Origin of the sequence: Alkalibaculum sporogenes (assembly GCF_009362815.1) — a bacterium.
Lineage (GTDB): Bacteria > Bacillota > Clostridia > Eubacteriales > Alkalibacteraceae > Alkalibaculum_A > Alkalibaculum_A sporogenes.
Genome location: NZ_WHNX01000003.1, coordinates 36,221 through 50,586, shown reverse-complemented (window position 1 = coordinate 50,586; position 14,366 = coordinate 36,221). Strand labels below are relative to the sequence as shown.

General features: G+C 29.6%; 17 protein-coding genes and 1 riboswitch. Of the genes, 5 read left to right on the top strand and 12 right to left on the bottom strand.

Going from position 1 to position 14,366, the window contains the following annotated elements:
* The 7 genes from GC105_RS02270 to GC105_RS02240 form a co-directional block, all read right to left on the bottom strand.
* On the bottom strand, positions 1 to 609 hold the full coding sequence (locus tag GC105_RS02270) for a V-type ATP synthase subunit E (RefSeq protein WP_152801282.1): 609 nt from the start codon (positions 607 to 609) through the stop codon (positions 1 to 3).
* Between the two features lie 19 nt (positions 610 to 628).
* Positions 629 to 928 carry a V-type ATP synthase subunit F gene (locus GC105_RS02265; protein ID WP_152801280.1) on the bottom strand — a complete coding sequence of 100 codons (300 nt, stop codon included), beginning with the start codon at positions 926 to 928 and terminating at the stop codon, positions 629 to 631.
* A gap of 8 nt (positions 929 to 936) precedes the next feature.
* On the bottom strand, positions 937 to 1,356 hold the full coding sequence (locus GC105_RS02260; protein ID WP_152801278.1) for an ATP synthase subunit C: 420 nt from the start codon (positions 1,354 to 1,356) through the stop codon (positions 937 to 939).
* A gap of 129 nt (positions 1,357 to 1,485) precedes the next feature.
* The gene (locus GC105_RS02255) at positions 1,486 to 3,435 is read right to left on the bottom strand and encodes a V-type ATPase 116kDa subunit family protein (RefSeq protein ID WP_152801276.1); all 1,950 of its coding nucleotides are present in this window, start codon (positions 3,433 to 3,435) and stop codon (positions 1,486 to 1,488) included.
* Complete coding sequence (locus tag GC105_RS02250; RefSeq protein ID WP_152801274.1) at positions 3,435 to 4,499, bottom strand: V-type ATPase subunit; 1,065 nt, start codon at positions 4,497 to 4,499, stop codon at positions 3,435 to 3,437. Before GC105_RS02250 ends, GC105_RS02255 begins: the two co-directional genes overlap by 1 nt.
* A gap of 8 nt (positions 4,500 to 4,507) precedes the next feature.
* Positions 4,508 to 4,828, bottom strand: coding sequence for a hypothetical protein (locus GC105_RS02245; protein WP_152801272.1), 321 nt, complete (start codon positions 4,826 to 4,828; stop codon positions 4,508 to 4,510).
* Between the two features lie 228 nt (positions 4,829 to 5,056).
* Positions 5,057 to 6,274 carry a pyridoxal phosphate-dependent aminotransferase gene (locus tag GC105_RS02240; protein ID WP_193708240.1) on the bottom strand — a complete coding sequence of 406 codons (1,218 nt, stop codon included), beginning with the start codon at positions 6,272 to 6,274 and terminating at the stop codon, positions 5,057 to 5,059.
* Positions 6,275 to 6,449: 175 nt separating this feature from the next.
* Between GC105_RS02240 and GC105_RS02235 the strand changes: the two genes are divergently transcribed.
* Positions 6,450 to 6,629: a hypothetical protein gene (locus GC105_RS02235; RefSeq protein WP_152801270.1), complete on the top strand. Its 180-nt coding sequence runs from the start codon at positions 6,450 to 6,452 to the stop codon at positions 6,627 to 6,629.
* 100 nt (positions 6,630 to 6,729) lie between these two features.
* Here the strand turns inward: GC105_RS02235 and gloA are convergent, their stop codons facing one another.
* Positions 6,730 to 7,110, bottom strand: a complete 381-nt coding sequence (gloA, locus tag GC105_RS02230) for a lactoylglutathione lyase (protein ID WP_152801268.1) — start codon at positions 7,108 to 7,110, stop codon at positions 6,730 to 6,732.
* Between the two features lie 198 nt (positions 7,111 to 7,308).
* Between gloA and GC105_RS02225 the strand changes: the two genes are divergently transcribed.
* On the top strand, positions 7,309 to 7,752 hold the full coding sequence (locus tag GC105_RS02225; RefSeq protein WP_152801266.1) for an NfeD family protein: 444 nt from the start codon (positions 7,309 to 7,311) through the stop codon (positions 7,750 to 7,752).
* 3 nt (positions 7,753 to 7,755) lie between these two features.
* Positions 7,756 to 8,655 carry an SPFH domain-containing protein gene (locus GC105_RS02220; RefSeq protein ID WP_152801264.1) on the top strand — a complete coding sequence of 300 codons (900 nt, stop codon included), beginning with the start codon at positions 7,756 to 7,758 and terminating at the stop codon, positions 8,653 to 8,655.
* Between the two features lie 99 nt (positions 8,656 to 8,754).
* On the opposite strand, the gene GC105_RS02215 is transcribed toward GC105_RS02220, so the two are convergent.
* Positions 8,755 to 9,966, bottom strand: a complete 1,212-nt coding sequence (locus GC105_RS02215) for an ATP-binding protein (RefSeq protein ID WP_152801262.1) — start codon at positions 9,964 to 9,966, stop codon at positions 8,755 to 8,757.
* 163 nt (positions 9,967 to 10,129) lie between these two features.
* Here GC105_RS02215 and GC105_RS02210 point away from each other — a divergent pair, with 163 nt between their 5' ends.
* Both GC105_RS02210 and GC105_RS02205 read left to right on the top strand, forming a co-directional pair.
* Positions 10,130 to 10,537, top strand: a complete 408-nt coding sequence (locus tag GC105_RS02210) for a PspC domain-containing protein (RefSeq protein WP_152801260.1) — start codon at positions 10,130 to 10,132, stop codon at positions 10,535 to 10,537.
* The gene (locus GC105_RS02205) at positions 10,527 to 11,423 is read left to right on the top strand and encodes a LiaI-LiaF-like domain-containing protein (protein ID WP_152801259.1); all 897 of its coding nucleotides are present in this window, start codon (positions 10,527 to 10,529) and stop codon (positions 11,421 to 11,423) included. The genes GC105_RS02210 and GC105_RS02205 overlap by 11 nt, the downstream gene beginning before the upstream one ends.
* Positions 11,424 to 11,559: 136 nt before the next feature.
* Here the strand turns inward: GC105_RS02205 and thiT are convergent, their stop codons facing one another.
* From thiT to GC105_RS02190, 3 genes are all read right to left on the bottom strand, one after another.
* Complete coding sequence (gene thiT, locus GC105_RS02200) at positions 11,560 to 12,180, bottom strand: energy-coupled thiamine transporter ThiT (RefSeq protein ID WP_152801257.1); 621 nt, start codon at positions 12,178 to 12,180, stop codon at positions 11,560 to 11,562.
* A gap of 34 nt (positions 12,181 to 12,214) precedes the next feature.
* Positions 12,215 to 12,303: riboswitch (TPP riboswitch) on the bottom strand.
* Between the two features lie 126 nt (positions 12,304 to 12,429).
* A complete protein-coding gene (locus tag GC105_RS02195) occupies positions 12,430 to 13,428 on the bottom strand; it encodes an NAD(+)/NADH kinase (protein ID WP_152801255.1) in 999 nt (332 codons plus the stop codon).
* 89 nt (positions 13,429 to 13,517) lie between these two features.
* On the bottom strand, positions 13,518 to 14,360 hold the full coding sequence (locus GC105_RS02190; protein ID WP_152801253.1) for a DegV family protein: 843 nt from the start codon (positions 14,358 to 14,360) through the stop codon (positions 13,518 to 13,520).
* Between the last annotated feature and the right edge of the window lie 6 nt (positions 14,361 to 14,366).

Sequence of the window (14,366 nt, the reverse complement as noted above, 5' to 3'; positions counted from 1 at the left end):
TTATTTCACCTGCTTTTCAAGTGATTCGTAAAGCCTTATACCTATTTCACTTTTATATTCGTTGACTTTTCTTTTAATTGTATAGTCCATTCTTTCCTTATCAGACACAGACTCAATAATAATTCCACCAATATTTTCATCATCCATTTGGACTATTTCAACGTTCTTATACTCAGCCTTAATATAACTCGAAAACCTTTGTACATCCCTTTTTACTAGAAAAATTTTCGTATCATTATTTAATATTAATTCACTAGATTCACAAAGAGTGTCTTTTACATAAATATCATAAGCTTCTTTATTTGTAAACTCTATCAATGAAGATATAATTTCACTAATAAAGGAATTAAGTAAATCTTTTTGTACATTCAACAACATCTTTTTTGAGTCTATTTTAGCTGTTGACAATATCTTTTGAGATTTAATCTGTATATTTTTACTCATTTTTTCATTCAAAAGGCTGCATTTTGTTTCTATTTCTTTACGTTTACTATCAGTTATTTCCATGTTTTTACTATCTATCTCTGCTAATAATTTATTAGCTTTTCGTACTTCTTTGTCATAAACGTATTTAGAAAAGGTCCTAATTTTATCTTCTACAGTTATCATCTAACTCACTTCCAATCAATCATAGTCCAATAGACTCTTTAATGTAACTCATAATTCTTTCTTTATCGTTGTTATAACCATGTCGGTCAGGAATCACAGTTATTAACGGTATTTTAGTTGTAGTTTTAGTGTGGATTACTTCTTCTTTAATCGAGTGGTATATTTTTTCAGTCATTAAAATAATTCCATATCCACCTGATAAAGCTTCTTTGAATGCTTGTTCTATATCGTCACCTTCTTGTAAATAAACACCATCGACTCCAGCCAGTTTCATTCCTATATATGTATCTCTATTTCCACTTAAAAGATATGACTTCATATAAACACCTACAGAGAACCAAGTATCATTATAGAGATAACTAAGCCATAAATAGCAATACCTTCAGCAAGTCCAACAAATATCAACGTCTTGCCAAGCATTTTTTCATCCTCTGATACTGCTCCTAATGCTGCAGACCCTACATTACCTACTGCAACTCCACACCCTAGACATGCCAAACCTGTTGATAAAGCTGCACCTATATAACCCATACCAGCATTAGTACTCTCAGTATTAGCTGCCCTTGCAATTTCTGGCATCATCAAAATAACTAAACCCATCATAAGTGGAATAAAGAAAGATAGATTAAACTGTAAAAAATGTTTTATCTTTGAGTTTTCCTTATATCCCTTCTTTAAAAAATACACACCTGCTGATATTGTTGAAAAAATAATAAAAACCGTACTATACATAATAAAATTTATCATCCTAATTTTCTCTCCTTAATTTATCTAGTAGTTAAATTTCTATTTATTCCATCTGCAGTACTATGAAGTCAAGCTTTGACTCATGGACTATTTTGTTTATTGATTTGAAATATTTTAAGCTGCTTAATTTTATAATTTTGCTGGCTTAAATTCTATCCCACCACCTTGAAAATACTTGCTAAACAATTCATAATACTCTAGTCTAAGTACTTGTATTCCAACTATTAAACCTTCAAGACCAATTATAAATATATTCCCTAAAATATACACAATTGTGCTTCCAATACCACTATTTACCATATGAGCTAATGATTCAAATGCTATAAATAATCCTACATGATTTAACGCAAAAGCCCCTATTCTTATAAAAGAAAGAGTATTACTTACAATGCTCATAAGTATTTCAAAGACCTCAAAAAAGCTTTCAACAAAGAAGCTAGAATCTAGTTTATGAGAACTATTGTGATTTGCTTTTGACAATTTTGCAATAATAGGTTCTTTAAATAATAATATTACAATAGCTGCTAATATAATACTACTTAGTATAGGTATAGATATCAATCTATTCCCAGTAAATAAAGCTAATACTACTAATATAATACAAAAATACAATACTAAACCAGTTACTCCATTTCTACTCAAAACAGAATTGTAGTAATCTTTAGATTTATATTGATTAACTATGCCATAAATATATCCTATTAATATGAGAGTAACTCCAATCACTATGGCTGCAATTAAAATTGTATTCACATTACTAAATGGCTTAAGCCACCAAGTTTTAATAATTGTTTCGAAGCCAAAAAAACTTCCATATAACAAGCCAAAAAACATAGAACTAATACCAAGCCTTGATATTATGCTTCCCAACTGAAATCCTTTAAAACGCGCTAGGTTACCTAAGAGGAACAATACAAACCCTTGACCTAAATCCCCAAACATAAAACCAAAAAGAAATAAATATGATATGCTTAAAAATGGAGTCGGATCAACCTCTTCATACAATGGAACCCCATACATCTTTATGAATGTTTCAAATGGCTTAAATAACCAATTGTTTTTTAGCTTTGTAGGTATTCTAACATTCGGATTTTGATGATTATCATTAAACATAATAATCATATCCTCGTACTTTGAAAGAATTGCAAGAATTTCTTTCTTTAATCTTACTGGAATCCAGCCAGAGAAGTAGAAATGTTCCTTACTAAAAGCTATATCTTTCATAACCTCATGTATCTTTTCATATAGATGAAGTACATTGTAATCATAATTACTTTCTTCTTTATATCTCTCTTTGATTATATCTATTTCTTTTTCTAGAAGTTCAACTTTTTCTTGGAAATGATTTTTCTTCTTTTGTAGCCATGTTACAATCTGCGAAGGTTTTTTTGTATATTCTGATTTTACACCCTCAAGTTTATTGAAGTTTAAAGACTTAAGTATTCTATTTGTCTCAGTTTCTAAATCGTATGGAGATATTACAACATATACTTCATTTTCATCATATGCCCCTACATGTACTACAATAGCCGTAATATTACTGTAATTATTTTTTAATCGTTCTACGTTTTCCTTGCTTAATGTACCTATTGTATAATGAAAATTTTCCATGTTATTAATTTTATCCATCTCTATATTTGCTGAAGATAGAAAGTTATATACCTTAATGCTTTTTTGAATTTGATTTATATCATCATTAAACATCTTTAGTATTTTGTACTTCGTATGTATTTCATCGTAGATTTTATTAACTGATCTTATAGTTGATTTAAGATCAATCTCTCCTTCGAGGATTTTCTTATCCACTGTGTAATGATCGCCAAACACTTCTTGTAATAAATTTGATTTGCTTACAAAGTCCTCATTACTTGCATTTTTTAATCCTGATTGAACTTCCGCAAACCCCAATATTTCATCAAGGTTATTATCAGTCACATCCATACTAAATCTAAAATTCTCTATCTCGTTATACGCATCTGCTATCTGAACATTTTCAAATAACAGTATATCTTTTATAACTTTTTCAACATAGTGGTTTTTGCCCACAATATTCATCATGATGAGTTTTTCTACCGCCACTACTCCACCACCTCAATTGTTCTAATTAAATACTTAGTTATTTCTCCAGCACTCATTTGATATCTTTTACTCTCTATGATCGATATAATATCTTTCACTTCGAATTCAATTAATTGTATATACGCTATTACTTTTCCAAAACTCAGAGTAGAAAATCTGTATAGATGCAAAGCCTTGTAAAAAGTATATCTATCAATCCTTCTTTCCATATACATATCTATATCGTCGTAATTATGATTAAATAAAAAAGCATATTCTGTTTGTTCAAGATAGCTTTTTAGTTTTTTTAAATCAAAAGCATATATAAAATCCTTTAATTTGTGGTAATCATATTTATATCCATAATCTAATACAAAATTTAAAATTTCTTCCTTAGACATATCGTAGTATTTAGTAGCTCTATAAATCCATTCTAAATTTAGCAGATCTATATTCTTTCTTAAGATTTCTGTTGATTCTTTATCCTCTTGGTAAGGTAATTTTAAAGCTGTTGCAACTAATTGATGATAATAATACTTATCAAGAATCATTTCAATGTAAAAACTAAATTTATCGTCAATCTGTTTACTATATGGCAAAATAAGTCGATAGTAATCCGTTCCCTTGAGCTTTTCTAAAACCTTATTAATGCTATCTTGCTCTAATAATTCTGTAAAATTTATTTTTGAATATTTTGAAGAAAAAAGATAATCCTGAAAATTATCAGGTTTTGTTCTACCTAATACAACTTCTAAAACTAATTTTAAATCTTCAATTTCATATCGAAGCATATAGCTTTTTATAAAGTTTTTATACTCATCTCTCAAATAGAACATTATCTTTTCTATTACTATTACTCTATATTTATATAAAGCTCTCTCTACTTCATTTCTATGTATTTTTCTACCCTTGAGATTCCATAGCACTTTATTGAATGCAGTATTATCGTTTAGATAATTAAAAACCTCTTTAACATTTTCAAGTTTCATCAGTGTAATAAAATCTTTCTCACTTAACATATTTGATTTCATTGCACTTATCTTGGTATTTACTGTGCTAAATTTCATATTATTTATCATATTCATCTACCTTATCAAGATTCTATGATCTCGTTGACTATTTTATCTATTAGTTCACCTTTAATAAGTTCGTATTTTTTTATTAAGTTTTCACAAAACTGTTTTGATTCATCCATTATCTTTTTAGCATTTTCATTGGCGTCACTAATAATCTTCTCATTCATCATCTTTAATTCGACGCTTAATTCTGTGCTAAGCTTATCCTCAAGCTCTTTCATATCATTAGTCAGTGATGATTCTTTATCCTTTATTAGCTGATTTGTTTTTTCCTTAACCTCTATTGCTTTATTATCTATTTCAATAATTTTATTAAAAACAAACTCTAACTCATTCATATAGCCACATCCTTAACATGGTAGTTTTTAGGAAAGATTCACTCTAAATCTATCCCTATTATACTCCTAATTTTAAAAAGGTCAAATAATTATTTACTTTTGTTTTCTATACCTATATCTTCTACAGGGTGTACTGTTGTTAGCTTAGAAGTAATCTTTATAAAATACTGAATCTCATAAGTATACAAAAAAAAGATGGTCATTTAAAATGGCCCATCTAAAATATTATTATTTTTGCAAGTAAGTTTCTAAAAAACTTTCTAGTCTATCTAGCGAGGTTTTAAGATCATCTATGGAAGGTAAAAATACTACTCTAAAATGATCTGGATCTTTCCAATTAAATCCAGTCCCCTGAACAATTAGTACTTTTTTACTCTTAAGAAAATCTAGGGCAAATTGCGTATCATCCTTGATATTATATTTTGTTATATCTATTTTTGGGAAAATATAGAATGCTCCTTTAGGTCGCGTACAACTCAAACCTGGGATCTTATTTATCCTATCATATACATACTCTCTTTGCTGATATAATCTCCCACCAGGTTTAATTAAATCATTTATACTCTGATATCCTCCTAATGCGGTCTGTATAGCATGTTGAGCTGGTACATTCGCACATAATCTCATAGTTGATAGTATCTCTATGCCTTCAATATAGTCTCTAGCACTAGCTTTATTACCGCTTAACACCATCCACCCTACTCTAAATCCTGCTATTCTATGAGATTTCGAAAGTCCATTATACGATACACATAAAACATCGTGAACTAAACTAGATAGTGGTACATGTGTTATTTCATCATATAATATCTTATCGTAAATTTCATCAGCAAAAACTATTATCCCATTTTCATGAGCAATCTTCACAATATCTACTAAAATTTCTTTTGGGTATACTGCACCTGTTGGGTTATTGGGGTTAATAATTACTATTCCTTTAGTATTACCTGTAATTTTTGATTTTATATCCTCAATATCTGGATACCAATCCGAATCTTCATCACATATATAGTGCACAGCTTTTCCACCCGAAAGATTGACTGAAGCCGTCCATAGTGGATAATCCGGAGCAGGCACTAAAATTTCATCACCATCGTCTAATAAGGCTTGCATAGACATTGTAATAAGTTCACTTACACCGTTACCTATGTAAATATCATCAAGTGTAATATCCATTACTCCTTTGTCTTGATAATATTGCATAATTGCTTTTCGCGCAGGGAATATTCCTTTAGATTCACAGTACCCTTCAGAATTTCTAAGATTAATTCGAACATCGTGAATTATTTCATCAGGAGCAAAAAGATCAAATGGAGCTGGATTCCCTATATTTAGTTTAATAATATTATCACCATTTACTTCCATTTTAGAACTTTCTTCCATGACAGGTCCACGAATATCATAGCAAACATTATCGAGTTTTTTAGATTTAATAATTTTTTTCAAGATATATCAACTCCTTCCTACTATTTTCATCATATACTATTTAATTTTAAATACTAAATTAAATTATATCAAACAATAATAGAAATAAAAACTTATTTGTATTAAAAATTGATATAGTATAATTTTTTCTTATATGTTGAATAATAAAAGATAACACAATAAAGGAGATGATATTTTGACAGGTAAAACAAATTTTCAAGCAGTAGCTCAAAATTGTTCTCAGTTTGATTCTAGATTATCATTAATAAAATCATCAAAAGGTGATGATATTGTAACATGTTTAATCTGTAATCATTTTAAAGAAGGGTTTTGTAATATAGATAAATATGACCCTATTTTATCAAACTTAACATAAATTCAAACTTTATTCAGTAGAGGTTTTCTTCATCCCCTACTGAATATTAGTTTTCGCGAAACACTTATTTTTTATATTTAATTCTAAGTTGTTCCACATGTTATTTTTGAATTATTTCTATTGAATATCCATCTGGATCAAAAATAAAATAAAATCTAACTGGTGCACCTGGTAGACCGTTTAACTTTGTTACTTTATATTCACCTTTACTATGTTCTTCGTGAGATTTTTTAAGGTCATCCACCACTAATGCAAGATGACTATATCCATTCCCAATATCATATGGTTCTTCTCTATCGTAATTGTAAGTTAACTCCAATTCGTGAGCCGACTTTCCATCTGACATAAATACTAATGTAAACTTCTCATCTTTAAAATCTTTTCTTTTAACTACTTTAAATCCCAATGCTTTTTCGTAAAATTCCATTGACTTCTCTAAATTTAACACACGTATACACGTATGCACTATTTCATAATCCATAAATACCCCTCCCATTTTATAAGATATTTTTATTCTATCTAGCTTTTCTTATCTATGTCAAGTATTATATAGTGATTGTTCATATCCCTAGTTAAAGTGAAACTTTTATAAAGGAAATTTTTACTATGTTTAGGCATAATAGCTAGTTGCTTTGATAAATATATGTTATAATTAATTATATAGAAAGGAGTATAAATCATGTATGCAGAAATATTTATTGAAGGTTGGATTATTGCAGTTATTATTTTTACTATAGTTGAAATCCTAACATTGGGATTGGCTACTATTTGGTTCGCGATTGGGTCTTTAGTCGCACTTCTTGCAGCACTGCTACATTTTCCATTTCCTGTCCAATTTGCATTGTTTTTAATAACATCTTTACTATTGCTTGCCTTTACAAGACCTATAGTGAAAGATTACTTAAAAGTAGGAAAATCTAAAACTAACTTAGATAGCATTATTGGTTCAATAGGAATCGTTACTGAAGATATAGAGCCCTTTAAGTATGGTCAAGTAAAAGTAAATGGCCAAATATGGACTGGAGTTTCTGAAAATAAAAACAGTATTATCAAGGATACAAGAGTTGAGATAACTAATATAGAAGGTGTAAAATTAATAGTAAAAAATATAGAGGAGGAATAAATTATGATATATTTTATAATCTTAATAATCTTAATAGCAGCTCTGGTAGTTCCAAACATCAGAGTAGTACCACAAGCAAATTCTTATGTTATTGAAAGATTAGGTGCATACATGCAGACTTGGGGAGTTGGCCTACATGTAAAAATACCACTGATTGACAGAGTAGCAAAGAGAGTATCTTTAAAAGAGAGAGTTATAGACTTTGATCCACAAGGAGTTATCACTAAAGATAATATCACTATGCAAATTGATACTGTAGTCTTTTTCCAGATAACTGATCCTAAACTTTACGCATATGGTATGGAAAACCCTATGTCTGCAATTGAGAATTTAACTGCAACTACTCTTAGAAACATTATCGGAGAACTTGAATTAGACGAAACTCTCACATCTAGGGATTTAATCAATACAAAAATGAGAAGCATACTAGATGAGGCAACAGATCCTTGGGGTATAAAGGTAAATCGTGTAGAAGTCAAAAACATTCTGCCTCCTGAAGATATACAACAAGCCATGGAAAAACAAATGCGTGCAGAAAGACAAAGAAGAGAATCAATCCTTAGAGCTGAAGGCGAAAAAAGATCTTCAATTCTTATAGCTGAAGGTCAAAAAGAATCACAAATACTTATAGCAGAAGCTAATAAACAAGCAAAAATCAAAGCTGCTGAAGGTGAATCGGAGTCGATTCTAATGGTTCAAAAAGCTACTGCTGAAGGTTTGAAAATGCTAAAAGAATCCTATCCTACTACTGAGGTCATTGCATTAAAAAGTTTAGAGGCACTTCAAGTAGTTGCAGATGGCAAAGCTACTAAAATTATTATTCCATCAGAGATTCAAAACTTAGCAGGTCTAGTTACTTCCTTTTCAGAAATAGTGAAAGATGTAAAAGACGAAGAGAAATAAATTAAGTAAGCATTAAATTACAAGAGAAGCTTCTTAAACAAATGAAGTTTCTCTTGAATTATAATACTTTTTTTATCTATCCATCCTATTTTTTTTGCATTATATGAGTGTATCTATAAGTTGTTGTGCAGTTCTCCCTGACTTAGACGATTTTGATATTTTCCATTCATTAGCTAAACGTAGTAATTCATGTTTAGGAAGAGTTATCCCATTTCTTTCTGCTAAAGTAATAACCATTTCATTATACAACTCATCTTTAGGTTGGTCATAAAGTATCGTTATTCCAAATCTATCAAACAATGAAAGCTTTTCTTGCAAAGTTTCATTGCTGTGAACATCTTCTTCACGATCTTTAAAACTTTCTCTTATTAAATGTCTTCTATTTGACGTAACATAAATCAACACATTATCAGGTTTCTTTTCAAAACTTCCCTCTATAATAGCTTTAAAGTTTTTATAATCTGTCTCAAACTCTTCAAATGATAAATCATCAATAAAAATAATAAATTTATAATTTCTTTCTCTAATAATATCAGTTATAAGAGTAATTTGCTCTATGTCTTTTTTTCTTAACTCGATTATTCGTAATCCAACAGAACTATACTCACTTGCTAATGCCTTTAGAGATGATGATTTCCCTGTACCTCTTTGCCCATACAACAACACATTATTAGCTTTACCTTTATTAATAAACGCATTTGTATTTTCTTTTAAGCAGTTTATCTGTCGTTCATACCCAATTAAGTCGCTAAAAGAAACCTGGTCAAATTTGTGTATTGGTGTGAGTTTTTTAGTATCATTCCACTTAAAGACGTAGTTTTTTGAGTACATACCAGTACCATAAGTATTTAAATACTTAATTAATTCCTTTACTATAAAAGTTTCTCCAAGGTTTTCATTGGCAAACAAATTATGTAACTCTAAGTACTCACTATTTCTGCAATCATTCAAAGTAAATAAAGTACTTCGTTTTATACTTAATTCCTCTAACTGATTAATCCAATCATAATTATATACATCTCGTAAGATCTTTACATCTCCAGTAGTTAGAGTTATCAACGTAGAATCTATACTGTCACCATTTTCACATTTTAAACTAAAAATATTTTCATCCGTTAAAATAATTTTCAATATTATTTCTTTCCAACTAAAGACTTTCAGACACTCATGATTTAAAATAAGATATTGTAGTTTAAATAGTTGTTCTATTTTATAATTTCTGTCATTTTCAGCAATAAAGTTCCTAAAACTTATCAGAATTTCATTTTCTCTTATATTTCTAAATACTACTAATTGGTCTAATTCATGCATTGAACCATTCCTCCTTTTAGAATATAGTAATATTTTACTCTATTATCAGTTGTATTGAAATCAAAATATCTTCTAATCACAATTATTAACAATATTAATCTTGATTTAATGTCATTTTAATAATAATTGGGTATAGTATAATTGTAGAAAGGTGGTATGTATTATGAACGGTAAATTAACTAAATCAAAAAATGATAAAATGATTTTAGGAGTTTGCGGAGGGGTAGGCGAATATTTAGATGTGGATTCGTCTATAGTAAGGGTATTGTGGGCGATTGCTTCTCTTGTATATGGAACTGGAATAATACTGTATATAATTATCGCATTTATTTTACCCTATAGTGACGAAAATGAAGAAGAAATTCATAATAAACAAAGTAGCGAATCTAAGATGGATATAAAACATCAGCATAATCATGTGATTGCTATTATACTAATTCTCAGTGGTGTATTTCTACTACTAAGAAACTTCACCATATTTTTTGATTCAAGGTATGTATGGCCAAGTTTTCTAGTTATCTTAGGTGTACTGCTAATTATAAAAGGAAAGGAAAGAAAAGATGAAGAATAAAAATTTTGTGTTAGGTTTTATACTAATTGCTTTAGGATCTATCTGGTTTCTAAATAACTTTAATTTAATTGATTTTCAATTAAGTTACCTAATTGGAGGTATCTCAGATCTATGGCCTCTAGTGTTAGTCGTTATAGGTATAAATCTATTAATTAAAAATAAAGTTATAGAAAAATTTGTTTGGATTTTATTTTTAATTATTCTTATCTCTTATAGTATCTTTACTCAAAACAATAGCTTTTTTAGGTCTAATACAAACAATTATATGAGTGAAAATCAAGTTTATGTAACTCCTATAGAAGATAATATAAAAAAGGGTGATTTACAATTACAGCTAGGTGCCATGAAGTTTGATATTACCTCTGGAACTTCTGACTTTGCTCACTCTCTTTCAAATTCAAATGATTTACAGTATGATACAGATGTAGCTATAGAAAGCCAAACTTTATATATTCAAAATACAAACGATGTATTTAAATTTAATAATAGTACTAATAACTATTTAGACTTAGATATCAATGAAAGTATTCCTTGGGATTTTAATATATCCTGTGGTGCTGTAGATGGATCATTAGACCTTCAAAATATTAATGTAGAAGAATTCAATTTAGATATGGGCGCAGGTAGAATTGAAGTAGATTATGGTATGAAATCAAAAGATTCTAATATCAACATTAATACAGGAGCTTCACAGATAATTTTAAACTTCCCCGCTGAAACCGGTTTGAAAATAAAATTTGAAGGAGCGTTGAATTCTACTAATATTTCTAATCTGAATTTAATTAAAGAAGGCAGCACCTACACATCTAAAAACTATGAAGAAGCAGATTCTAAATATAATATTAACGTAAAGATGGGCTTAGGAGATTTCACTATTAATTATTAAATTTCTTGTGCATATTACATACAAAAAACAAGCATGAGAAATGTAATAAGGTTTTGCAAAATTTGCAAAACCTTATTTAAATACCTGTGTTATTTGATTAATAAGTCATAATAGCGAATAAGGCAACTGATTTTTGCTAAATTGCGTTCTTTACTCTCTCTAATCCGCTTTTAATAGGAGGTAAAAATAATAAGATACAAGTTAATAGTGCTTCTATTCCAAGAAATGACCCATTATATCCTAAAGAGTACATAAATACACTTGTACCAGCTGGTGTATATGCAGCAAAAAATATTACCCCAGAAATAACATGGCAGACTAATCTACCAAAAACTCCTACAAGATATCCAAAAACAATATGTTTACTCCTAAATAATCCACTAATACCTAAAGCTCCAAATGCCAATGGATAATCTAAAAACAATTGCATTGGATGTACTATGTATGGATTTACTAATAAGTCTAATAAACCAAAAGCTACCCCTGCTAAAATCCCTTGTCTCGCACCAAAAAAGTACCCGATAATAACAATAAACAACATGCTAAATGGCGTAATCGACCCACCTTGTGGCATTCTAAACAAAGTAACTTGATTTAATACAAAACCCAAAGCTACTGCTATAGATGAATAGGTAAGCGCTTTCACATTATATTTTTTATCTTTTTTACTTAAAAAGAAGATTAAAGCTAATGTACCAGCTATCAATAATATCAATAATATCTGACCTTGTAGTGATTCAAAAAATTCTTGTAACATAAAAAAAACCTCCCATAATTATCGCTGGAGGATGACTAAGCTAAGAACGCTTCCCCACGCTGGTATTATCCAGATCAGGTCCAAAGGGTTATATCTCAGCCATAGGCTCCCCTAGCGAAAAATTTATTTTCATATCATTATATAGCAAACAAATAATACTGTCAAACTTTTAAATAACAACTGATATTACTTAGTACAATTACTTTTTATACAAGACTATGAGCACCTATTTAATAACTAAAAACTAGCTTAACCATTATATCTAAACAGTTGTTTCCCGACACCGTACTCTAATGCAGCTTCCACATTTACACTTAAAGGACCTTTTCTTCTAATTACTAAGCCTACTACTTCATTACGATTAAATTTTAATGCTCTCTCTCCATCTAATGCTATAGATCCTTGCATTTGCGGTTTGCATACATACATTTGATTTAGAGGCATTTTCACTGGTTCTTCCATTTTAACACGAGTCATTTTACCAGGTGTGAATGGAGCAAGTGTTAGAACATTTCCTTGTTTGAATTTTGCTCTGTAACCAAAATCATCACTGATAGTTGATATGGCCTGTACTCCAATTGTAGATGAAAACCCTATAGACGCAGGATGAGATCTTGATACTATCAATTCATCAATATCGTCTATTTTTTCAATTGCTCTATTACCAATAAATAATTGATTTGTTATTGCAGCATCTATCAAGGCATAATCTACTACTTCACCATTTTTATATACTTCTATAATTTTATCTCTTCTAATATATTCATCTTTCAATCCATAAGCACAAACTACAGCAGCAGCCATTCCAACAATAGTACCTTCATAAAAACTTGGATACACATTATTCGTACCAGTAGATACTGCAATAATGGGTGCACTTGGCTTAGTTGATCCCACAAGTCTACTAGTTCCATCTCCACCGAGAACGATAATACAATCCACTCCTATTTCTTCAAATATTTTTGCTGCTAATATCGTATCTTCCCCATTTCCAGATGGTCTAAAATCTAGTACATTAATTGTTGCTTTCAAATCTCCATTGTCATTTAGTGTAGCTCTAATGCTATTACCCATATTATAATGATCAGGCATAATGAATACTTCTTCTACTCCTAAATCTTGTGCCCCTAAAATTATTCTCTCTATAAGATTGGCTTTTTCATTATTACCTATAGTCAAGGCATACGAATATAATCTTCTAACATCTTTTCCAGAATTAGGATTAGCAATGATGCCAATACTCTTCACAAAATCATCTCCAAATTATTATCTAAATTGTACAAACAAGTGTTTTCTAAATATAGTGTAAGGCTTTTTCTTTAGGAGTCTAGTGCCTGTTAATGCGGGATAAAACACATACCAATTGCACCGGGACCACTATGGGTTCCTACTATTGCACCAACCTCAGATTTTATTATATCTTTAACCCCAAACTCTTCAATTAACATAGTTTCTAATTCTTCCAAGTATTTTTCATCTCTAGCATGTACTATATATATAGTTTTATCAGTTAGATCTACGTTATTTTCTTTTAACCAATTATTGATCCATTGCAGAGTTTTCTTTCTTCCTCTTACTTTATTGAGGGGAACTAACTTTCCTTGTGACATGGTCAGTATAGGTTTCAAGTTTAATATTCCACCAATAAAAGCTTGACTGGCTGTAAGTCTACCACCTTTTCGCAAGTAATCTAAAGTATCTACTACAATTATTGTTTTTAAACTTTCTTTGACCTGATTAATGTACTCTACTATATCATTAACACTCTTTCCCTGTGATGCCATTACTGCAGCTTTATACACCAGTAACCCTTCTGATAAGCTAACCATTTGAGAGTCTATAATAGTTATTTGATTACTTTTCAGCATATCTTTCGCAATTAATGCAGCATTATATGTCCCACTAAGGTGAGAAGATAAGAAAATACCTAAAATCTCGTCTCCTTCATCTATTATACTTTTAAAAACATCTTCAAATTCTTTAGGATTTACTTGCGAGGTACTCGGTATAACTTTACTTTCGTCTAATTTATTAAAAAATTCTTCTGATGTTATCTCTACTCTATCTTTATAAGATTGACTATCGAAATTCACTGTTAAAGGAACTATCTCAATATTATATTTCTTCTCTATATCAATATTTAAATCACTGGCACTATCAGTTACAATTCTTATTCCCATAATTTT

Excerpts from the sequence above, each read along its gene's own strand:
- GC105_RS02270 (WP_152801282.1), bottom strand. The coding sequence starts at position 609 with ATGATAACTGTAGAAGATAAAATTAGGACCTTTTCTAAATACGTTTAT.
- GC105_RS02265 (WP_152801280.1), bottom strand. The coding sequence starts at position 928 with ATGAAGTCATATCTTTTAAGTGGAAATAGAGATACATATATAGGAATG.
- GC105_RS02260 (WP_152801278.1), bottom strand. The coding sequence starts at position 1,356 with ATGATAAATTTTATTATGTATAGTACGGTTTTTATTATTTTTTCAACA.
- GC105_RS02250 (WP_152801274.1), bottom strand. The coding sequence starts at position 4,499 with ATGAATATGATAAATAATATGAAATTTAGCACAGTAAATACCAAGATA.
- GC105_RS02245 (WP_152801272.1), bottom strand. The coding sequence starts at position 4,828 with ATGAATGAGTTAGAGTTTGTTTTTAATAAAATTATTGAAATAGATAAT.
- gloA (WP_152801268.1), bottom strand. The coding sequence starts at position 7,110 with ATGGATTATGAAATAGTGCATACGTGTATACGTGTGTTAAATTTAGAG.
- GC105_RS02225 (WP_152801266.1), top strand. The coding sequence starts at position 7,309 with ATGTATGCAGAAATATTTATTGAAGGTTGGATTATTGCAGTTATTATT.
- GC105_RS02220 (WP_152801264.1), top strand. The coding sequence starts at position 7,756 with ATGATATATTTTATAATCTTAATAATCTTAATAGCAGCTCTGGTAGTT.
- GC105_RS02215 (WP_152801262.1), bottom strand. The coding sequence starts at position 9,966 with ATGCATGAATTAGACCAATTAGTAGTATTTAGAAATATAAGAGAAAAT.
- GC105_RS02210 (WP_152801260.1), top strand. The coding sequence starts at position 10,130 with ATGAACGGTAAATTAACTAAATCAAAAAATGATAAAATGATTTTAGGA.
- GC105_RS02205 (WP_152801259.1), top strand. The coding sequence starts at position 10,527 with ATGAAGAATAAAAATTTTGTGTTAGGTTTTATACTAATTGCTTTAGGA.
- thiT (WP_152801257.1), bottom strand. The coding sequence starts at position 12,180 with ATGTTACAAGAATTTTTTGAATCACTACAAGGTCAGATATTATTGATA.
- GC105_RS02190 (WP_152801253.1), bottom strand. The coding sequence starts at position 14,360 with ATGGGAATAAGAATTGTAACTGATAGTGCCAGTGATTTAAATATTGAT.